This window comes from Streptomyces sp. JJ38 (assembly GCF_019303475.1).
Taxonomy (GTDB): domain Bacteria; phylum Actinomycetota; class Actinomycetes; order Streptomycetales; family Streptomycetaceae; genus Streptomyces.
This window is the reverse complement of the sequence record NZ_JABLSI010000034.1, coordinates 16097-35652: the sequence shown is the minus strand read 5'-3', so window position 1 is coordinate 35652 and position 19556 is coordinate 16097. Positions and strand designations below refer to the sequence as shown.

General features: G+C 72.1%; 22 protein-coding genes and 1 tRNA gene. 7 read left to right on the top strand and 16 right to left on the bottom strand.

The window, feature by feature from the left end; genetic code table 11:
• Nucleotides 1–483: 483 nt before the first annotated feature.
• On the top strand, nucleotides 484–1476 hold the full coding sequence (locus HPT28_RS18575) for a zinc metalloprotease (RefSeq protein WP_219092257.1): 993 nt from the start codon (nucleotides 484–486) through the stop codon (nucleotides 1474–1476).
• 59 nt (nucleotides 1477–1535) lie between these two features.
• On the opposite strand, the gene HPT28_RS18570 is transcribed toward HPT28_RS18575, so the two are convergent.
• Nucleotides 1536–2432 carry a TerD family protein gene (locus HPT28_RS18570; protein WP_219092256.1) on the bottom strand — a complete coding sequence of 299 codons (897 nt, stop codon included), beginning with the start codon at nucleotides 2430–2432 and terminating at the stop codon, nucleotides 1536–1538.
• Between the two features lie 222 nt (nucleotides 2433–2654).
• Here HPT28_RS18570 and HPT28_RS18565 point away from each other — a divergent pair, with 222 nt between their 5' ends.
• Genes HPT28_RS18565 through HPT28_RS18555 form a run of 3 tightly spaced genes read left to right on the top strand, consistent with a single transcriptional unit; the run spans nucleotide 2655 to nucleotide 7110 of the window.
• Nucleotides 2655–3854, top strand: coding sequence for an HpcH/HpaI aldolase/citrate lyase family protein (locus HPT28_RS18565; RefSeq protein ID WP_219092255.1), 1200 nt, complete (start codon nucleotides 2655–2657; stop codon nucleotides 3852–3854).
• A gap of 23 nt (nucleotides 3855–3877) precedes the next feature.
• Entirely contained in the window at nucleotides 3878–6304 is a 2427-nt protein-coding gene (locus HPT28_RS18560; RefSeq protein WP_219092254.1) for a phosphoribosyltransferase, read from the top strand.
• On the top strand, nucleotides 6301–7110 hold the full coding sequence (locus HPT28_RS18555; RefSeq protein ID WP_219092253.1) for an HAD family hydrolase: 810 nt from the start codon (nucleotides 6301–6303) through the stop codon (nucleotides 7108–7110). Before HPT28_RS18560 ends, HPT28_RS18555 begins: the two co-directional genes overlap by 4 nt.
• A gap of 82 nt (nucleotides 7111–7192) precedes the next feature.
• Here the strand turns inward: HPT28_RS18555 and HPT28_RS18550 are convergent, their stop codons facing one another.
• Nucleotides 7193–7414: a zinc ribbon domain-containing protein gene (locus HPT28_RS18550; protein WP_219092252.1), complete on the bottom strand. Its 222-nt coding sequence runs from the start codon at nucleotides 7412–7414 to the stop codon at nucleotides 7193–7195.
• A 20-nt stretch (nucleotides 7415–7434) separates the two neighbouring features.
• Nucleotides 7435–8700 (bottom strand): hypothetical protein, encoded by a 1266-nt coding sequence (locus HPT28_RS18545; RefSeq protein ID WP_219092293.1) that lies wholly within the window; start codon nucleotides 8698–8700, stop codon nucleotides 7435–7437.
• A gap of 153 nt (nucleotides 8701–8853) precedes the next feature.
• Here HPT28_RS18545 and HPT28_RS18540 point away from each other — a divergent pair.
• Nucleotides 8854–8928, top strand: a tRNA-Val gene (locus tag HPT28_RS18540).
• A gap of 68 nt (nucleotides 8929–8996) precedes the next feature.
• Here HPT28_RS18540 and xerC read toward each other — a convergent pair.
• The 10 genes from xerC to HPT28_RS18490 all read right to left on the bottom strand — a co-directional run bounded on the left by xerC (nucleotide 8997) and on the right by HPT28_RS18490 (nucleotide 15275).
• Nucleotides 8997–10151, bottom strand: a complete 1155-nt coding sequence (gene xerC / locus HPT28_RS18535; protein WP_219092251.1) for a tyrosine recombinase XerC — start codon at nucleotides 10149–10151, stop codon at nucleotides 8997–8999.
• A complete protein-coding gene (locus HPT28_RS18530) occupies nucleotides 10151–10339 on the bottom strand; it encodes a helix-turn-helix domain-containing protein (protein ID WP_219092250.1) in 189 nt (62 codons plus the stop codon). Before HPT28_RS18530 ends, xerC begins: the two co-directional genes overlap by 1 nt.
• Nucleotides 10336–11727 (bottom strand): replication initiator protein RepSA, encoded by a 1392-nt coding sequence (gene repSA, locus HPT28_RS18525; protein ID WP_308119354.1) that lies wholly within the window; start codon nucleotides 11725–11727, stop codon nucleotides 10336–10338. Before repSA ends, HPT28_RS18530 begins: the two co-directional genes overlap by 4 nt.
• A complete protein-coding gene (locus tag HPT28_RS18520) occupies nucleotides 11720–11923 on the bottom strand; it encodes a hypothetical protein (protein ID WP_219092249.1) in 204 nt (67 codons plus the stop codon). The genes repSA and HPT28_RS18520 overlap by 8 nt, the downstream gene beginning before the upstream one ends.
• 91 nt (nucleotides 11924–12014) lie before the next feature.
• On the bottom strand, nucleotides 12015–12350 hold the full coding sequence (locus HPT28_RS18515; protein ID WP_219092248.1) for a hypothetical protein: 336 nt from the start codon (nucleotides 12348–12350) through the stop codon (nucleotides 12015–12017).
• A 20-nt stretch (nucleotides 12351–12370) separates the two neighbouring features.
• A complete protein-coding gene (locus HPT28_RS18510) occupies nucleotides 12371–12547 on the bottom strand; it encodes a hypothetical protein (protein ID WP_219092247.1) in 177 nt (58 codons plus the stop codon).
• Nucleotides 12548–12566: 19 nt separating this feature from the next.
• Nucleotides 12567–12764: a mobile element transfer protein gene (locus HPT28_RS18505; RefSeq protein ID WP_219092246.1), complete on the bottom strand. Its 198-nt coding sequence runs from the start codon at nucleotides 12762–12764 to the stop codon at nucleotides 12567–12569.
• A 16-nt stretch (nucleotides 12765–12780) separates the two neighbouring features.
• On the bottom strand, nucleotides 12781–13476 hold the full coding sequence (locus HPT28_RS18500) for a DUF2637 domain-containing protein (protein WP_219092245.1): 696 nt from the start codon (nucleotides 13474–13476) through the stop codon (nucleotides 12781–12783).
• A gap of 86 nt (nucleotides 13477–13562) precedes the next feature.
• On the bottom strand, nucleotides 13563–14927 hold the full coding sequence (locus HPT28_RS18495) for an FtsK/SpoIIIE domain-containing protein (RefSeq protein ID WP_219092244.1): 1365 nt from the start codon (nucleotides 14925–14927) through the stop codon (nucleotides 13563–13565).
• Nucleotides 14928–14930: 3 nt separating this feature from the next.
• Nucleotides 14931–15275 carry a hypothetical protein gene (locus tag HPT28_RS18490; protein ID WP_219092243.1) on the bottom strand — a complete coding sequence of 115 codons (345 nt, stop codon included), beginning with the start codon at nucleotides 15273–15275 and terminating at the stop codon, nucleotides 14931–14933.
• A 156-nt stretch (nucleotides 15276–15431) separates the two neighbouring features.
• On the opposite strand from HPT28_RS18490, the gene HPT28_RS18485 reads away from it, so the two are divergent.
• Together HPT28_RS18485 and HPT28_RS18480 are read left to right on the top strand one after the other, a co-directional pair.
• Nucleotides 15432–16163, top strand: a complete 732-nt coding sequence (locus tag HPT28_RS18485) for a helix-turn-helix domain-containing protein (RefSeq protein ID WP_219092242.1) — start codon at nucleotides 15432–15434, stop codon at nucleotides 16161–16163.
• A 28-nt stretch (nucleotides 16164–16191) separates the two neighbouring features.
• Complete coding sequence (locus tag HPT28_RS18480) at nucleotides 16192–16662, top strand: NUDIX hydrolase (RefSeq protein ID WP_219092241.1); 471 nt, start codon at nucleotides 16192–16194, stop codon at nucleotides 16660–16662.
• On the opposite strand, the gene HPT28_RS18475 is transcribed toward HPT28_RS18480, so the two are convergent.
• The 3 genes from HPT28_RS18475 to HPT28_RS18465 form a co-directional block, all read right to left on the bottom strand.
• On the bottom strand, nucleotides 16663–17214 hold the full coding sequence (locus tag HPT28_RS18475) for an HD domain-containing protein (RefSeq protein WP_219092240.1): 552 nt from the start codon (nucleotides 17212–17214) through the stop codon (nucleotides 16663–16665). It abuts the gene before it with no gap.
• Between the two features lie 1357 nt (nucleotides 17215–18571).
• Nucleotides 18572–18754: a hypothetical protein gene (locus HPT28_RS18470; RefSeq protein ID WP_219092239.1), complete on the bottom strand. Its 183-nt coding sequence runs from the start codon at nucleotides 18752–18754 to the stop codon at nucleotides 18572–18574.
• Nucleotides 18755–19326: 572 nt separating this feature from the next.
• Entirely contained in the window at nucleotides 19327–19524 is a 198-nt protein-coding gene (locus HPT28_RS18465; protein ID WP_219092238.1) for a hypothetical protein, read from the bottom strand.
• Between the last annotated feature and the right edge of the window lie 32 nt (nucleotides 19525–19556).

Here is a 19556-nt window from a genome sequence, read left to right as displayed (position 1 = left end):
GCCCGTCTCCCGGGGCGGTTGCCGCTGTCCCGGGGCCGTGCAGGCCGCCTGCCGCGGCTGCCGCCCCTTTGGGCTCCTTCGCGCACCTCTTGGAACGTCCGCCCCCTGACATCCGTGCCGACGCCGTGCCCGCCGTGGCCCAAACGACGCCGCCCCCGCGGAGCCTTCCGCGGGGGCGGCGTCGTGCTGCATGGAGGCGCGTCGCCGTACAGGCGATTTTCAGCCACTCTCTGGCCGCTACCGAGTGCGTGGCATGTCCACGCTGTGCGTTTGGCGCGCTGTCAAAAATGGCGTGAACTGCTCAACGGTCAAGAAAATTCCACACCAAGATGTTTCCACGCTGTAACTCCTTTGCTCTGTGTCCATTTTGACCCCCTCCTCTATCGGGCCTGTTCGGTTCTGACCAGATGACATGAACAGGCCATAGCCTCCGGGGCGGCACCGAGGAAATCCCTCGCGCGCCCTACCCCACAAGGAGTGCTCATGGCACGCTCCCTGCGCACAGCCCGCTCGCGCAGAACCCTCGCCGCCGCGTTCGCCGTGGCCGGCGCCCTCGCCTTCACCCCCCTCACGGCTCCGGGGCAGACCGCCGCCGCGGCCCCCGCCGCCGAGGACTGCGTCGAGACCCCCGGCGCCCACAGCGACGCCCGCAAGCCCGTCCCCGGCCACGAGCACGCTGAGCACGGTGCGGTCGAGCCGAACGAGGTCTCCGCAGCCAAGGCCGAGGCCATGGAAAAGGACCTGCGCAAGCGGCTCGGGGAGCGGCGGCTCGACGGCCGCCAGGGCGCCATGGCCGCCTCCGCGTCCATCACCATCCCCGTCTACTGGCACGTCATCCACGACGGCAACACCGGCCGGATCAGCGAGCAGGACGTCGCCGCCCAGATCGACGTGCTCAACGACGCGTTCGCCGGCGTCGGCGAGGGCAACGCCGCCTCGCCGTTCCAGTTCTCGCTCCAGGCCACCGACTTCACGGACAACGCCGCCTGGTTCAGCGCCGGCTACGGCTCGCAGACCGAGGCCGAGATGAAGGCCACCCTGCGCCAGGGCGGCCCCGAGTCGCTCAACATCTACTCCACCGACGCGGACGGCCTCCTCGGCTGGGCGACCTTCCCCAGCTCCTACGAGCGCAACCCGTCGGACGACGGCGTCGTCCTCCTCCACTCGTCCCTGCCCGGCGGCTCCACGGCCAACTACAACGAGGGTGACACCGCCACCCACGAGGTAGGCCACTGGCTCGGGCTCTACCACACGTTCCAGGGCGGCTGCCGCGGCAAGGGCGACTACGTCGACGACACCGCCGCGGAGAAGAGCGCTGCCTACGAGTGCCCCGAGGGCCGCGACTCCTGCCGACGCCAGTCGGGCGTCGACCCCATCCACAACTTCATGGACTACACCTACGACTCCTGCATGTACCAGTTCACGCAGGGGCAGGTCGTGCGCATGAACGAGCACTGGACGGCGTACCGCGCCTGACGCTCACCCAGCGCCCGAGGCGGCCCGGCCGAACCCGGCCGGGCCGCCTCGGGCCGTGCTCAGCCGTACCGGGGAGCGAACTGCGGACCCTGCGGGGGCAGGGTGAACGCCGGGCCGCCCACCGGCTGCGGATAGCCGTAACCCGGGCGGTGCCCGGCGCCCGGCTGCTGGGGCGGCACCGGCGGATACGCGGGCGGCTCCGGCGGCGGAGGCGGCGGTACCGGGCCCGGCGGCTCCGGCTCGGGGGTCGGCCCCGGGGACGGGGGAGAGGGCTCCGGGCTGGGCGGCGGCACCGGCTCCGGCTCCGGAACGTCCGGCTCCGGCGGTGGCGTCGGCACCGTGCCGTGCTCCGACCCGGCCCGCGGCTCGGACTCCCGGGGCCGCGGCACCGGTTCGGCCTGTGGCTCAGCCTCCCCGGCCTCGTCCACGGAGACGCCGAACGCCGTCGCCAGGCCCACCAGGCCACTGCTGTAGCCCTGCCCCAGCGCCCGGAACTTCCAGCCGCCGCCGCGCCGGTAGAGCTCGCCGCAGATCAGGGCCGTCTCCGAACCCGTCTCCGGCTGGATGTCGAAGGACGCGATGGCCGTCATCCCCGCCGACTCCCGCACGAGCAGCCGCAGCCCCCCGGACACCTCGGCGAACGTGCCTCCGTCGGCCGAGGCCGTGAGCATGATCCGGTCCACCGTCGGGTCGAGCGAGGCGAGGTCCGCCTCCACCGTGTCCGCGAGCCCCTCAGGCTCCCGGGTCTTGGCCAGGTGGCGCACGAGCCCGGAGGGATGCCGCGGCTGGTTGTAGAAGACGAAGTCGTCGTCGGACCGGACGCGGCCGTCGGCGCCCAGCAGCAGCGCCGAGGCGTCGATGTCCAACCCGGCCGGAGCGCCCGCCCAGCGCAGCACGGCCTGCACGGTGGCGGCCCGCAACTCGATGTTGGAGCCCTTCGCCATCACCTGCGTCATACGGCCATCCTGCCGAGCCCGTGACCGGCAGGGCAAGCTGGACGGGCCACCGGTGTCCGCGGGCGGCGAAGGACGGGGAATCCCGCCGTCCGGAAACCAGGGGTTCGCCCTGCGGTACCGTGATATTCACGGTCAGGGGAACTCCCGAACGGGTCCCGCACGTACGATGAACCGGCCGGGGCCGCCGCACCACCCGGTGAGCACCTGCGATACGGGGGATCCATGCGCCACTTCGGGCACCTCGCACCGTCCGAGCGCCAGGCGCTCTTCCACCACGAACCCGTCGAGTTCACCCGCGAGTCCACGGCACGGACACTCGCCGTGGCGCTGGGGGCGACGCTCTACAGCCCCGCCACCCGCCCGCGGCTCGCCGACGACGTCCGGCGGCTGGCCCGGCGCGGCGTCGTCTCCATGGTGCTCTGCCTGGAGGACTCCATAGGCGACGGCGAGGTGGCGCAGGCCGAGGAGAACCTCGTACGCCAACTCCGCGCCCTGTTCCTCGAGGCCCCGGGGGCCACGCGGGGCCCCGAGGGCTCGGCTCCGCTGCCGCTGCTGTTCGTCCGGGTCCGCGAACCCGGACAGATCACCACCCTCACCGAACGGCTCGGCTCCGCCGTGGGCCTGCTCTCCGGCTTCGTCCTGCCGAAGTTCACCGAGGACCGCGGCGTCCCGTTCCTGGAGGCGCTCACCCGCGCCGAGGGCGAGCACGGCGTCCGGCTGTTCGCCATGCCCGTCCTGGAGTCCCCCGAACTCCTCCACCTGGAGACCCGCGCCGTGACGCTGGCCGGCATCGCCCGCGCCGTGGACAAGTACCGCGACCGCGTGCTGGCACTGCGGCTCGGCGTCACCGACTTCTGCTCCGTCTACGGCCTGCGCCGCACCCCGCACATCACCGCGTACGACGTCGGCCTCGTCGCCACCGTCATCGCCGACGTCGTCAACGTGCTCGGCCGCGACGACGGCACCGGATGCACCATCACCGGCCCCGTGTGGGAGTACTTCCGCCTCTCCGAGCGCATGTTCAAGCCGCAGCTCCGCAGCTCGCCCTTCCGCGGCCGTGGCGCCGACGAGCTGCGCGCCGAGCTGATCGAGCACGACATGGACGGGCTGCTGCGCGAGATCCAGCTCGACCGCGCCAACGGCCTCCAGGGCAAGACGTGCATCCACCCCTCGCACGTGGCCCCGGTGCACGCCCTCTCCGTCGTCACCCACGAGGAGTACAGCGACGCCACCGACATCCTGCGCCCCGAACGCCACGGCGGGGGAGTGCTGCGCTCGGCGTACACGAACAAGATGAACGAGGTCAAACCCCACCGGTCCTGGGCCGAACGCACCCTGCTGCGTGCCGAGGTCTTCGGGGTCGCCCGCGAGGGCGTCGACTTCGTCGACCTCCTCGCCGCGGCCACGCACGAACACCGGTGAACGGAACAGGACGGGACGAACACGTGATCTGGACAGGCACCTGGACGGCCGAACGGCTCGGCGTCGAGCTGAGCGGAGAGGGCATACGCGACCTCCTCGGGCTCGCCGTGCGCCGCAACCCCAAGCGCGCCCACCTGCTCGTCTCCCAGGTGCTCGGCAAGCATGTCCCCCAACGCCCCGACGTCGTCTACGGCACCGGGCTCGGCCTCGGCCACCGCGTCAGGGAACTCCTCGGCGACGACACCGCCCGCGCCGTCGTCCTCGGCTACGCGGAGACCGCCACCGGGCTCGGGCACTGCGTCGCCGACGGACTCGGCCACGCCCCCTACCTCCACTCCACCCGCCGCCCGGTCCCCGGCCACCCACGGGCCGCCGGGTTCGAGGAGGAGCACTCCCACCACACCTCCCACCTGCTGCTGCCCGCGGACCCGGAGCTGCTGACCGGCGACGGCCCGCTGGTCCTCGTCGACGACGAGTTCTCCACCGGCCGCACCGTGCGCAACACCATCGCCGCGCTCCACCGCCACCACGCCCGCGACCGGTACGTCGTCGTCGCCCTGACCGACATGCGCTCGGCCCAGGACACCGCGGCCCTGGAGAAGTTCGCCGCCGAGCTGGGCGCCCGCATCGACGTCGTGGCCCTCGCCAACGGCACGCTCACCCTGCCGCCCGACGCGCTCGACCGCGCCGCGGCCCTCATCGCCGAGGCGGAGGCGTCCGCCTCCGCGGCCGCCGAGGCGGGCACCCCCGACGCCATCCGTGCCCCCGGCGACGTCGTGCGCGTCGACCTGCCCTGGCCCACCGGGCTGCCCGAAGGCGGCCGCCACGGCTTCACCCCCGAACACCGCGCCCGGCTCGAAGCGGCCCTGCCCGCCCTCGCCGACCGCCTCGCCGCCGCCCTGCCCCCCGGGGCCCGTCGCGTCCTCGTCCTCGGCACCGAGGAGCTGATGTACGCCCCGCTGCGCCTCGCCGACGCCCTCACCGGCGCCACGGGTGGCGGTGTCGGCGAGGGCGTCGAGGTCAGGTACTCCACCACCACCCGCTCCCCGGTCCTCGCCGTCGACGACCCCGGGTACGCCATCCGGCACCGGATCACCTTCCCCGCCCACGACACCCCCGCCGACGGCCCCGGCCCCCGGTACGCCTACAACGTCCCCCCGCGCGGCCACCACCGGGAACCCGCCTTCGACGCCGTCGTCCTCCTCACCGACACCGCGGGAGACACCCCGGCCCTCCACGCGTCCGACGGCCTGCTGGCCCGGCTCGCCGCCCGCACCGGACGCGTCGTCTGGGCCACCCTGCCCTCCGCCGCCCCGCTGCCGCCGCCCCTGCACGGCCCGGACTTCTCCTCCTACCCGGCCCAGGACTGCCGCTGGCTCCTCCAGGACCTCTCCGACGTCACCCTGGAGGCGCCCATCGAGGAGCGCGAGGAGGCCATCCAGCGCGGCGGCGCCCACTACGCCGAGTCGCTGCCCGTCGAGTACCGGCCCAGCCCCGACTACCAGCGCCTCTTCCACGCCGCCCTCGACGACTCCGCCGCCCGGGTCGCCCGCGCCGTCGGAGCCGTCACCGAAACCGTCCTGGCCGAACGCGGCCCGCGCCCCGTCCTCGTCTCCCTCGCCCGGGCCGGCACCCCCGTCGGCGTCCTCATGCGCCGCTGGGCCCGCCACGCCCACGGGCTCGAGCTGCCGCACTACGCCGTCTCCATCGTCCGCGGCCGGGGCATCGACACCACCGCCCTGCGCTGGCTCGCCGCCCACCACGAACCGGCCGACGTCGTCTTCGTCGACGGCTGGACCGGCAAGGGCGCCATCACCCGCGAACTGGCCGAAGCCCTGCGCCCGTTCCCCGAGTTCTCACCCGAACTCGCCGTCCTCGCCGACCCCGGCGGCTGCGTGCGCACCTACGGCACCCGCGAGGACTACCTGATCCCCTCCGCCTGCCTCAACTCCACCGTCTCCGGGCTCGTCTCGCGCACCGTCCTGCGCACCGACCTCGTCGGCCCCGGCGACTTCCACGGCGCCAAGTTCTACCGCGACCTCGCCCCCGACGACCTCTCCGGCCACTTCCTCGACACCGTCGCCGCCCGCTTCCCCGACGTCACCGCCGAGGCCACCGCCGACGCCCGCGCCCTGCTCGCCGCCGACCGCACCCCCACCTGGGACGGCTGGCGCGCCGTCGAGCGCATCAGCGAGGAGTACGGCATCGGCGACGTCAACCTCGTCAAGCCCGGCGTCGGCGAGACCACCCGGGTGCTGCTGCGCCGCGTCCCCTGGCGCGTCCTCGCCCGCCGCGACGCCGGCGCCGACCTCGACCACGTCCGCCTCCTCGCCCGCCAGCGCGGCGTCCCCGTCGAGGAGACCGACGACCTGCCCTACACCTGCGTCGGGCTCATCCACCCCCGCTACACCCGCGGCGCCACCGGCGGCGACGGAAAGGCCGTCTCATGAACCCCGTACTCGTCGCCAGCGACCTCGACCGCACCCTCATCTACTCCGCCGCCGCGCTCGGCCTCACCACGCCCGACGCCGAAGCCCCCCGGCTCCTGTGCGTCGAGGTCTACCAGGCGGCGCCCCTGTCCTACCTCACCGAACGCGCCGCCGAACTGCTCACCGAGCTCGCCGGGCGCGCCGTCCTCGTCCCCACGACCACCCGCACCCGCGAGCAGTACCGCCGCATCCACCTGCCCGGACCGCCCACCCCCTTCGCCGTCTGCGCCAACGGCGGCCACCTCCTCGTCGACGGTCACACCGACCACGACTGGCACCGCACCGTCCGCGCCCGCCTCGACGACGCCTGCGCGCCCCTCGACGAGATCCGGGAGCACCTCCACCGCACGGCCGACCCCGCCTGGCTGCTCAAGGAACGCACCGCCGAGGACCTCTTCGCCTACCTCGTCGTCGACCGCGCCCTCATGCCGCGGACCTGGGTCAAGGAACTGGAGGCCTGGGCCGCACCGCGCGGCTGGACCGTCTCCGTCCAGGGCCGCAAGGTCTACGCCGTCCCGCGCCCGCTCACCAAGAGCGCCGCCGTCGCCGAGGTCGCCCGGCGCACCGGAGCCACCCGCACCCTCGCCGCCGGGGACTCACTCCTCGACGCCGACCTGCTCCTGGCCGCCGACGCCGGCTGGCGCCCCGGCCACGGCGAACTCGCCGACACCGGCTGGACCGCCCCCCACATCACCGCTCTGCCCGAGCGCGGGGTGAACGCGGGCGAACGCATCCTCCGCGAGGCCCTGCACGCCGTAGCGCCCTAGGCTCCGCCGCGGCGGCCCCCGTTTCTCCGCCCCCGGGCCCCAGCCTCGCGGCTCCGGGGGCCCCGCCCTCGGCCCCCGGGCCTCAGCCGCAGCAGCCGCCTCCGCAGCAGCCCCCGCCGCCCCCGGCCGCGGCCGGACCCGCCGAGGCCGCCGACGCCGTGCCGCCGACCGCGACCGCCGACAGCAGCTTCACCGTGTCCGCGTGCCCCTGCGGGCAGGACGCGGGCGCACCGGACTCCGCCATCGGGCGGCTGACCTCGAACGACGTGCCGCACTCACGGCAGCGGAACTCATACCTCGGCATACCCGCAGGATAACCGCGGCTCAGCCCGCCCCGCCCCGGCTCTCCCGGATATCCCGCACCACCGCCGCCACCGTCTCCCGGATCGCGTCCAGCTCCGTCAGGAAATGCCAGTAGTCCGGATGCCGACCGCCACCCTCCAGCGCACCCACCGCCCGGTCCAGCCGCTCCACGGCGTCGTCCAGCGGACGGGCATGCCGCGGATCCGGCGTGCTCCGCCCCGCCATCGCCAGCCTCTGCGCGTCCCGCAGCGCGAACCGCGCCCGCTCCGTCTCCCGCTCGTGGCTGAACGCCACCTCGGTCAGCCGATCCAGCCGCTCCGAGGCCGCCGCCACCGCGCTGTCCCCGCTGTTCAACAGCGCCCGCACCGTGCCCAGCAGCACCGTCGCGTCCGCCCAGCGCTGCTCCCGCCGGGCCGCCTCCGCCTCCGTCAGCTTGTGCCGCGCCTGCCCCGCCGCGTCCCGCGCCCGCTCCGGCACCCGCTGCAGGTCCTCCCAGCACGCCGCGCTGAACCGCCTCCGCAGCTCGCTCAGCACCGGCTCCACCCCGTCCGCCCGCGTCGCCAGCGCCTCGGCCCGGGTCCGCAGCGACGCCAGCCTGCGGTCGATCTCCGCCGCCCGCTCCGGCAGCCGCCGCACCTCCTCGCGCACCGCCCCCGCCCGCCGCTGCACGTCCTCCGCCCGGCGGATCGTCTCCGCGACGCCGTGCCGCCCCGCGCCCTCGTTCAGCTTCGTCAGCTCCGGGCCGAGCCCCGCCAGCCGCGCCGCGAACTCGTCCGCCCCGAACCCCGCCTCCCGGGCCGCGTCCAGCTCCCGCGTCGCCGCCAGCAGGGCCTGCCGCGCCCGCTCCACCGCCGGCGCCACCTGCGCCAGCTGGCTCTCAGCCCGTTCCAGCAGCGGGGCCAGCCCCCGCCCGAACCGCTCCAGCTCCCCCTTCGCACGCTCCAGCTCGCCCCTGACCCCCTCCAGGTCCCGGCGCGCCTGCTGGGCCGCCCCCGGCTCCAGCCCCTCCCGGTCCAGGTCGTGCCGGTCCACCGCGCTGATGTACGCGTGGCTCACCTCGTCCACCCGGCGCCCGAACTCCGCGAACTCCTCGGCCACCCGCCGCCCCGCCGGTGAGCCGTCCACCGCGGTGATCGTCTCCACCGAGATGCTCAACTCGCGCTGTGCCGTGTCCAGCTCGTAGAACGCGGCCGCCGCGGCGTCCTTGGCCGCCTGCGCCTCGGCCCGGGCCTGCTGCGCACGCCCACCGCCAAAGCCCCACCGCCGCGTCACGCCGCCCCCGCTCATCGCCGCCACGCAATCCTCTCCCCGGCTTCTCGACAGTGGCCCGGCGCCCATTGTCCCACCGCCCACCCAACCCGCGTCGCCCACGGCACCGCACGGCGGCGGTTATCCTTTACCCTCGTCATGCACCCCGCCGACGGGGTGCGCGCATGTCCCGGGCGTATAGCTCAGCGGTAGAGCGCTGCCCTTACAAGGCAGATGTCACAGGTTCGATCCCTGTTGCGCCCACCAGCAAGAAGACCCCCAGCCGATCATGGCTGGGGGTCTTTGACATCGCGATCTGACATCAACGGGGGCGATCAGCCACGGTCAGGCCGCTTCCTGAGCAGGCGGTCCATGTGGCTCACCGCCTCCCGCTGGGTGTCCTGCACGACGTGCGTGTACGTGTTCATGGTGATCGCGATCTGGCTGTGGCCGAGGATCTCCATCACCACCCGAGGCGCCACCCCGGCCGCCGTCAGCAGCGTCGCGCAGCCATGCCGGGCATCGTGCAGCCGGATCACCCGGAGCCCGGCATCCTTGGCCACGCGCGTGAACGACCGGTAGACGTTCCGGGGCTCCACCGGCCGCCCGGTCCGCGTCGTGAAGACGTGCCCCGACTCCTGCCAGTCGGCCCCGGCACGTTCCCGCAGGGCAGCCTGCCGCATCCGCTGCCACCGCAGGGGAGCTACGCAGATGGCGGGCAAGGGGAGGGTCTGACGCCGACGCCGCCCCTTGGGATCGTCTTCGTACAGCTCGCCGCCGACCCGCTGCCGCTGCTTCCGCACCCGGATCTCGCGCTTGTCCAGGTCCACGTCCTCCCACCGAAGGCCGACGATCTCGCCACGACGGAAGCCCAGCGCGATCGCGAGCACGAAGGCCGCGTACAGCGCATCACCACGAGCCGCCGCCAGGAACGCCAACGTCTCGTCGAGCGACCAGGGGGAGAGGTCCCGAGAATCCACGGATGGCGGTTCCACGAGCGTGACCACGTTCCGGGTGATCAGCTCCTCCCTGCAGGCAGCAGTCAGGGCCGACCGCAGCACCTTGTGCGATTCCCGGGCCGTCGCGGCGGTGGTCTGCTTCTCAAGCCGAGCGAGGAAACGCCGCACCTCGCCCACGCTCAGCGACTCCAACCGCTTGGCCCCGAGCATGGGCACGAGGTACAGCCGCACGTGGATCTCGTACTTGGCGTACGTCGTCCGCTTGCGACGCGGCTTGATTACGTTGTCCAGCCAGTACGGCAGCCATTCGGAGAGCTTGGCCGACTTGGTTGGCACCGGTACGCCGTTCTCCACCTTGGCCAGCAGCTCGCGGCGTTTGGCGTCGCACTCGGTCCAGGTCTTGCCGTAGGCGAACTTGCGGGCGCGGGTGCCGTCGGGCTGGAGGACGTACACGGCGGCTTGGTAGCGGCCGTCTTTGCGCTTGGTGATGGTTCCGGCGCCGTTGGGGTTGCGCTTGCGCTGAGCGGCCATCAGGCGGCCTCCTCGATCTGCTCGCGGATGAAGTCGTGCAGTGAGTCGGCGGGGATGCGTCGGGCGCGGCCGATGGTGATGGAGGTCAGCCGGTGGGAGCGGATGAGGTCGTAGACGGTGGAGCGTCCGAGCTTGAGCCGTGCCATGACCTCCGGCACGGTCAGCAGTTCGGCGGTTGCGGTGGTCATGCGGCGGCTCCTTCCAGAGCGAGTTGGTCGTGCAGGGCTTCGCGTGCGGTGTCGCGGTTGAGCTGAAGGTCGCGGGCGATGCCTTGGGCGAGGTGGGATTCGCCGGGGGTGTGGCCGTGGCCGGCGTACTGCCAGTCGGCCAGGACGAGGACGGTGTCCGGCTCGATGTCCTCCAAGCCGAGGGCTTCGCGTTGTTCCTCGGCGCGGTAGTCGGCCCGGACCTGGCGGAGGGCGCCGAGCGTGGTGGAGTACCGGCGGGACTTGCTGGAGAAGTGGCCGCGGAAGCCGAGCATGTGGGCCCAGGCCCACAGCTTCCGGTCGGGATACATGCCGTCGAGGTCCCAGCAGGCCCGGATGAGCCGCCGGGCGTGGTCGGGCACGTCGTGCCGTTTCAGTTCGTGGAGCTCCCCGATGCGCCGGTCGAGCGTGCCCGTGGTCTCCGCTGCCTTGGTGGCGTACTTGGCGACGTAGGCGGCCACGGCCTGTTCGGTCAGCTCCTCACCGGCGCCGAGGGCCCGGATGGGGCGGATGTCGAGCTGGGTGCCCCAGCGCAGAGCGCGTTCGGGCTCGGTGTCGCAGGTGGGGACGGTCACGGTGGTGTAGGAGTGGCGCACGGCCGCGTCGATGGCGTCGGTGAGGAGCTGCACGCTAGCCCAGGCCGGGGGCGCGTCTTCGGGGCCGTCTGGTCCGTCGAGGCGGATGACGGCGTGGAAGTGGATCGCGCCGCGCCGCTGGAACTCGGCAACCTTGCCGTAGGACACGCGGCACCGCTCGCGCAGCTCGTTCTGCGTGAGGCCGACGCGGGCGGCGATCTCGCGGCGCAGCCGGTTGGTGAAGCGCCGCCACAACTCGCCCGCGTGGTTGTTGAACAGCACCGCCCCCGCGTAGTCGTACCCGTCCGGGTCCAGCGGCGTGCCGAGGGCGGCGTCGTCGGCGTCGTGGCGGGTGCCGCAGCGGCAGCGGCCGGTGTCGGGCCGGTTGTGCACGGGGCCGAACGAGGGGGCCGTCAGCGTGGCGAACACTCTCGGGTGGTCCCGCACCGAGGCGGGGACGTCCTTGGACTCGTCTCCGGTGAGTCCGGCGCGGATGAGGTGGTAGGTGTCAGCGGCGTACAGGCGTGCGCAGGACGGGCACCGCGAGGCGCGCCGGTTCCCGCAGGCCACCCGCAGCCGACCACCGGGTTCGTCCTCGGTGGAGTAGCGGTGGAGAGTCTGGCCGGTGGTGCGGTCCTTGGTGAGGGTCCAGCCGGTGAGGTGGATGGGGTCGGCGCAGCCGCCGGTGCGGCGGACCTGGTCTTGCCAGCGGTCGAAGGCCGGGGACCCGGCCACCCGCAGCATGTCGCCGAGGGTGACCGGGTCCAGGCCCGCGAAGGCCGCGAGGTCAGGCACGCGCCGCCCCCGAGACAGCCGAGGACGGGGCCGGGGCGTGGAGCCGGACGAGACCGGTGCCGTCGCAGGTCCGGCAGGTGACGCGGAGGGTGTGGCGGGTGCCGTCGGCGTTGGTACGTCCGGTGTCGATGTGGACGGCGGGGAAGCCGTCGCAGTCGGGGCAGTGCCGCATCCGACGGCCGGTGGTGTGGGTCATGATGGGTGGTCTCCGTTCGGTCGTTGGGCTGGACGGGGTGGGGCCTCCGGGGCGGTGATGCTTGGCGGTATCGGGCCGCCCCGGGGGCCGGTCAGCGCCGGTAGTGGCGCGGGCGGGTCATGGAGCGCAGGACGAGGGCGCACACCGCGACCGAGGTGGCGGTGACGGCCACGGCCAGGAGCAGAGAGACCAGCACGGTGCCGACGACCAGCACCCCACCGGCACCGGCGGCGACCAGAGCCCCGGACCGCAGGACCGGGCTGCTGGACTGCCCGAGTGCCGGAGCCGCACCGGGGGCGGTGTTGGTGTGCTGGCAGGTGCAGGCCGGGTCGGGGCTGGTGTGGGCCGGGTGGATCGCCGTCGGGGCGATGGCAGTGGTGTCGAGGTCGGCCGGGGTGAACGTGGCGGGGTACTTGGGGCGGAGCATGGTCGGTCTCCCTTCCGGGGTCAGTCGGTGGTGACGTTGGTGAGGCCGCCGTCGATGGCGGGGGCGAGGAAGGTGTCGGCGAGCAGGTAGCCGCCGAGCAGGAGCACGACCAGGAGCCAGGTCGGGGGCCGGTAGAGGCGGATGCCGAAGTAGCCGACGAGGGCGACCACAGCGATCAGGGGGAGTTCGACGTCCATGGCGGGTCTCCGTTCGGTGTCAGCGGTTGATGCGGCAGCGGTGGGTGCGGGCGGCGAGCTGGGCGGCGGTGCGGGTGGCGTAGTCGGCCGACCAGCCGCAGGCGTCGTTGGAGCACACGGCCGCGTGTCGGGTCTGGCCGTTGCGGCGGCTGCGGGTGGTGCCGATCTGGACGGGGCCGATGCGCTGGATGGAGTGGAAGAAGTCGCGGGCAGCCATGGCAGGTCCTTTCTGGTCAGGTGAGTTGGATTGCGATGGCGTCGGCCATCGGGGCGGGCACGTTCAGGCGGGCGCGCAGGGTGTCGGTGTCGATGCGCCGTCCGGTCTGGGCGTGGTGGGTGTCGGCGACCTTGCGGGCGTGAGCCAGCAGCGCAGCCGGAACCGTCACAGCCGGAGCGGGAGCAGGCTCGGCGGCGGGCAGTTCGGGGGCCGGGGAATCGGCCGGCGCTTTCGTCTCCACCTCCGGGGCAGCGTCGGGCATGGCCGGGCGGTCGAGGGAGACGGCCGGGGCCTTCGGCGTCTGGTCAGCCTCAGCCTTGGTCGCCGGTTCGGCGTCGGGAGGTGTGGTGTGGGCGAGGAGGGTGCCGCCGAAGAAGGCCAGGGCAGGCCATCCGGCGACGAGGATGCGTAGCCAGGCGGGGATGTCGCCGAGGTTGAGGAGTCCGGCGGTGGCGACGTTCGCGCCGAGGGAGGCGGTCAGGGCGATGATGAACCAGCACCAGGCCAGTCCGGCGGGACAGGCGGCGGTTTGCAGGGTGCGGATGCGGTGCCAGGCGGCGACCAGCAGCAGATCGACGGAGACCGGGTAGGCCCACGCCTTCCAGCCGGTCTGCCCGGCAGCGGCGGCGAGGTCGTGAAGGTGGGCGAAGGACAGGGCACCAGCGATCACGGCTTGGACGAGTACGGCGTCGATGCGGCGGAGCCGGTTCATAAGGGGTGCCTCCTTCCTGTTCAGGCATGGCGGGGGTAGGGATGTGGCGCGAGGATGGCCGCGCCAGCCGGAAGTGCGGGGTTGGTCTAGTCGGTGACCGGGTGGGGCTTGACCAGCGAGGCCGGTGCCGCAGCGGCAGGTGCCAGGGGCGCGAGATTGGGGCGCCAGGGGGCGAGTTCGGGCAGCTCGGGGGTCAGGTCGGCGTGCTTGTTGCAGGTGTTGACCGCGTGCCGGAGGGTGGTGTGCGGGGTGCGGATGGTGACCCAGCCGCCGGAGGAGTCCCCGGCCACAGCGGTGCCGGGCCGCTCGGTGGGGATCTGCGTGGTGGCCAGGACCGCGTCTTCGCCGATGTCGCCGAAGGCCATCTTCGCCGAGCCGTGATCGTTGACGCGGTGGGCGGTGCGGCCGGTGAGCTGGGCCCGCATCAGCGTGATCCCGTCCCCCAGGTCGGCGCCGAAGCGCTGACCGCAGATCTCCACGTAGATCCCGGCCGCCCGGCCGAGCTGGACGAGGCGGACCAGCGCGGTGATGATCTGGTCGCGCCGCTTGCGCTCAGCGGTGTTGGCCCACAGGGCGAGTTCAGCGACCTCATCGACGAACACCACGATCGGGGTGGGCTGGAGGTGTTCGGGCAGGCCCCAGATGTCGGCGGTGATCTCCGCGTCGTCCACGTCCGAGCTGATCCGCTGCTCACGCCGGATCACCTCATAGATGCCCGTCATCCGGCCCAAGAGCGCGTCCAGCAGGCCGAGGGCGTCGTCGGGGTTGTCGGCCAGGGCGGAGAACCGCCGGGCCAGCGGGGCCAGTTCCACGCCGTTCTTGCAGTCGATGCCGACCAGGGCCACCGGCTGCGGGGCGAGTTCGGAGACCAGGCGCCGCTGGTAGACGGACTTGCCCGACAGCGTCGCGCCGATGTTCAGCGCGTGCGGCACCTGACGCCAGTCCCGCCAGTGCACCTCCCCGTCTTCCCGCAGGGCGACCGGCACCCGCAGGAGGCCGGTGTCCAGGCGGACGGGCATCTGCACCCGGCGCAGGACGTCGTAGCCGGTCATCCGCAGCTCCACCACACCGGCCTTGACCTCCCGGCAGGCAACCGCCTGCATCTTGAAGGAGTGCCGCAGCCGGTCCGTGGAGGCGATGAAGTCGAACGCGTCCTGACCAGGCCGCATCTTCACCCGCACCACCAAGCCCGTCCGCGTCACCCGCAGCGCCAGGATGCGCGGCACCCGCGAACCCGGAAGCTCCGTACGCGTCACACGGGCTATGGCCAGCCGCAGCCTCGACGGGGGCACCGTCAGCCCGCAGGCGTCCATCACCGAGCTGTAGCGGACCACAACCCGGCCCACCGCAGCCGCGATACCAAAGGCCATCCAGTACCAGGCCGGACGCTGCCACCGCAGCAACAGCGCCACCCCGCCCAGGACGACCGCACCGATCACCAGCGGCGTCATGGCTCAGGCCGCCTGAGCGGACGAGGCCAGCGAGGTGACCGCCACGGCCCGGAAGCTGATCCCGTGCCGCTTCTGGCCGTTGAACTCCGTCTCCCACGGCCGGGCGATCAGACCGGTCAGCGCGACCGGGGTGCCCATCGCCAGCTCGCCGCTGATCCCGGTCTCCGGCACGGTCAGGTTCAGCACCTCCGACTGCCCGTCCATCACGAACAGCACGTCGACGGTCATGAGCTTGGCCCCGGTCTCCCGGTCGGTGGCGACCTCCCCGGTCTGCCGGTTCACCTTCGCCTGGGCGGGCTGAGCCACCATCACAGCGGCGGAGGACGTGTCCACGGGAATCTGACGCATCTTCTGTCTCCAGGTCTCTCGGAGGGGAACCGCGATCTCGCGGTGAGACCAGAGAACCGCGAAGCGTGGTGGACGCATCACGACCTGCTATGGACGTTTAGGGACGTTTGAGTTACCGTCAGAACGTCCTCGACATTCCAGAGAAGGGACAGGGCTGTGCCAAACGAGCGCCTTCGGGCAGCGATCTCAGCCAAGGGCGAGACGATCCAGTCGGTCGCAGAACACGTGGGGATCGATCCCAAGAGCGTCGAGCGGTGGATCTCCCTCGATCGCACGCCGCACCGCACGCACCGCTGGAAGGCCGCCAACTTCCTTGCCGCCGACGAGGTGTACCTCTGGCCCGGCGCGCAGAAGCAGGCCGAGTCCGCCAGCACCTCAGAGCTGGTGACGTTCTACCCGAACCGCGGGGCCGTGCCGTCCCATCTCTGGACCTCGCTCATCGAGCAGGCGACCGACCAGGTCGAGATCCTCGTTTACGCTGGACTCTTCCTGTTCGACAACCATCCGGATCTTGCCGACCAGTTGGCCGACAAGGCCAAGGCGGGTGCACAGATCCGCGTCATGCTGGGTGACCCTGAGTCCGAGATGGTCAGGCAGCGGGGTGACGAGGAAGGCATCGGGGACGCGTTGGCCGCACGAGCGAAGATCAGCCACCACTACATGGCTGCGGCACTCGGCACTCCCGGCGTGGAGCTGCGGCTTCACGACACAATCCTCTACAACTCCATCTACCGCTTCGACGACGAGCTGTTGGTGAACCCGCACGTGCTGGGAGCACCAGCCGGACAGAACCCCGTGCTGCACTTCCGCTACATCCCCGGAGGCCGGACCTTCCGCCACTACCTCCGCAGTTTCGACTACGCCTGGGAGCGGGGCAGGCCCGCGTAACCTGCGGCAACCGTGGCAGGCTGGGGGCATGGCTCGCGTCGACTACTTCAACGACCCCCAGGCACCCAAGGCGAACAGCATCGTCCCGTCGGTGACCGCCTTCGTCCTCAACGACGCGGGCGAAGTCCTGCTGATCCACAAGACCGACAACGACCTCTGGGCCCTGCCGGGCGGAGGCGTGGATGTCGGCGAATCGGCGCCGGCCGCCGCCGTGCGGGAGACGAAGGAGGAGACCGGCTACGACATCGAGGTGACCGGTCTCGTCGGCCTGTTCACCCATCCTGGCCACGTCATGGCCTACGACGACGGCGAAGTCCGTCAGCAGTTCTCCATCTGCTTCACGGCCCGGATCACTGGCGGGGAGCGGCGCACCAGCAGCGAGAGCAAGGAAGTGGCCTTCGTCGCGCCCGACAAGCTGGACGAGCTCACCATCCACCCTTCCATGCGGCTTCGGATCGACCGTGGCCTGTCCGGCACGGCGGAGCCCTACATCGGATGATCAGCCATCGATGCGCGCCAGGGTCCGGCTGACCGCACCACCGAGATACGGCCGGGCCTTGCTGATCGCGGTGTGCACTTCGCTGCCGGGTTCGTACCGCACCAGGATCTCGTCGATGCGGCGGTCGAAGTCGAAGCGCTGTCCGGCTGGCCCCGTCGTCATGTCCGCGAAGATCAGCGCGTCGAGAAGTGGACTGTCCTCACGCTCGTACACATCCAGCTCCTGGACCAGGCCACGCTGCTCGGCCTCGTAGACGGCCCCGGAGTGATGCGCGACCAAGCACACCAGACGTCGAGGAGCACCCAGCGACTCAAGGTGCCGAGCACCGTCGAGCGGGTGGAAGCCGGTTTGCCGAAGCTCCGGGGCATACCCGATGTCGTGCAGCCACGCAGCAGCCACGAGAAGATCCCGCTCACCCTCGGGGACGGCCGGAGCGGCGTGCGTAGCCTGTTCTGCCACGGCTTGAGTGTGCAGCCACCTGTTCCCCAGCGGGGGCAGCAGCGATTCAGCCAGCTCAGCGGCACCTACGGGAGTATCCAGGGCAGACGGCATGCCCACACGTTAGCCGAGGACCCGACCCTCACATCAGCCCACGAGGGCAGCCCAGGCGGTACAAGTTTCCCTACTTCATCAAGGCACCCCGCGCACGGCGCGGGGTGCGTCCGCCGTCGGCGTCCGCCGCCTCCATGTCTCCGCCACCGGCGCCGGCCGCCGCCGTCGGCCGCACCAGCCAGCGGGGTTGCGGTCACAGAGAGCGCCGTCGTGGGTCGGTCGGCTCCACGACTTTAGGCACCTCCCCGGCTCGGGGCCCTCATCGAGCAAGACCAGGGGGCCACTTGGGCTAAACGCGGGCAGGCCAAGGGCCGCCCAAGTCGCGGGCAAGCGTATGGCCCCCTGGTCATGCTCGATCCCAAGCCGGGCAGGCCACCGCCCAAAGTCGCTCCACCGACCTCACGCCGAAGCACCCTGCCTGAGGCCTTGCCTGTACCGCAGGTGTTCATCCCACCTCGGTGCGTCAGGCGTCAGTGGTCACCCGCTCGTAGAGCTTGTCCGCCAGGTCTACCGTCCGTTGAGCTGCCTGATCATCTGAGAGGCCACCGCGAGACCAGCCCCCCGGTGCTGTGGGAGGGAGCCCCTGAGCGGTGATCGCGGAGGCGGCAACTAGGCACGCGCAGTACAGCTCGCGCTTCGAGGACTGATCGCTAACGTCCGTCCACTTAGACATGGGTCATCTCCTTAGCATCTCCGTGCTTCAAGCAATTGTTCCCGAGGCAGCCTTGGGCGCTGGTAGGTGTACAACGTGACACGCGGCCGTACGTCGTTTGGCTCAGGCAAAGGGAGGGTGCTGGGGCCCACAGGAACCGATGCATTGCGTAACGGAGTTCGACAACCAGAACGACCGCGGCCCATCTGTAGCGGATCATGGCGACTTGCAGACAGGCAGTAGAAACAGGAGCTACCTCCGGGCCGTCATTGGAGGGGGCGTTGACATCCAGCGCTGACATCAACGTCGGCGAGCGTCGCCAAACCTGCGCGCACGTGAGCGGCCAGCCGTTTAGGACCGAGGCAAGCAGAGACGGCATCCGAGCGAACTTACAAGGCAGATGTCGCAGGTTCGATCCCTGCTGCGCCCACCGGTTTGACCTGCAAGGAGCCCCCGAGCCGACGCGGCTCGGGGGCTCCTGTGATGTGGCGAGTCCACATCGCCGCCTGAGCCCCCAGCGACAGGAGGCCGATGCGGGGCACTCCCCGGCGTGCAGTGCAGCGGGAGGGGTCGACGTGGCCCCCCGCGTCCTTGCTCTGTGCCCTGTGACCCTGGAGTGCGTTGACGTGCACAGAGCCGTCGCTCCTCGGCCGCCCCGGGCCGCCCGCTGTCGGGTAACGGAAGGCTCGGGGCTCCGGCTGGGCGTCAGCTCGACCGCTGCCGGTCGCGCAGGCAGGCGATGCACACGTAGGCCGCGCGGAGGATCAGCCGTTGCGGCGCCTCCGGATGCCTCGGGCACCGCTTGCTCAGCGGGCTGCGGTCCGGCAGTCCGCGGTGGAGCATGTCCACCGCCCGCGGGGCTTCGCCGGGGACAGGGTGACTAGCCATCGCTCCCGTCGTCCTCCTCGGCCGGCGGCTCGGGCTCCGGCGCCGGCGTGACGATCTCCTCGGCGCCGAGGTCGTAGCCGTTCACCTTATCGGGCATAGGTTCCTTCTGGGATGGTTTCGGGTGAATCACCCGCCGTGAGGCGGGAGTCGGCGTAGGGACCGCGGGGTGGGCGGTCCCAGATGGAGTACGGCAGGTAGATGTAGGGCCGCACATGGGCGGCGTGCGGCGGCAGGTCCGCGCGGGGGACGCGGACACGGGCGGCCACGACCAGGCGGCGGGTCACTGGCGGCCCTTGCGGCGGCAGATCGAGCAGGGGAACGGGCACGGCTTCGGCGCCTGCCCGGGCGGCAGTCGGCGCACGCCGGACTCGGGTGGCGGGGCGGGCGCGGGCTCCGGGCTCACCATGCGCGGTCCAGGGTGCACAGCTCCTCGTCGAGCGGGCAGGACGGCACGCAGGCGCGGCAGGCCCGCCGCGTCCACCCGGGGCCGCTGCCCGCCTCGATGAGTTCCACGGGCCGGGTGTCGGCACAGAGCCGGCCGCAGTGGTCGCACCGCTGGGGGTCTCGGCCGATCACGACGCCTGCCTCGGGCTGGAGGGCGTGCAGGCGGGGCAGGCATACAGTTCGCGCGGCGGCGCGCCGTCGTCCTCCACCACTCCGAGCGGCACGGCGTCGGTGGTCAGCTCGCGGCAGCGGTCGCAGCGGCGCAGGGCGCGCGCGGGTGGATAGGCGGAGCTTTCGTCTGCTGCTGGGGCTGGTGGCGTGAGCACGAAGGTCTCCCGGCGTGGGCTGGATCGCTGAT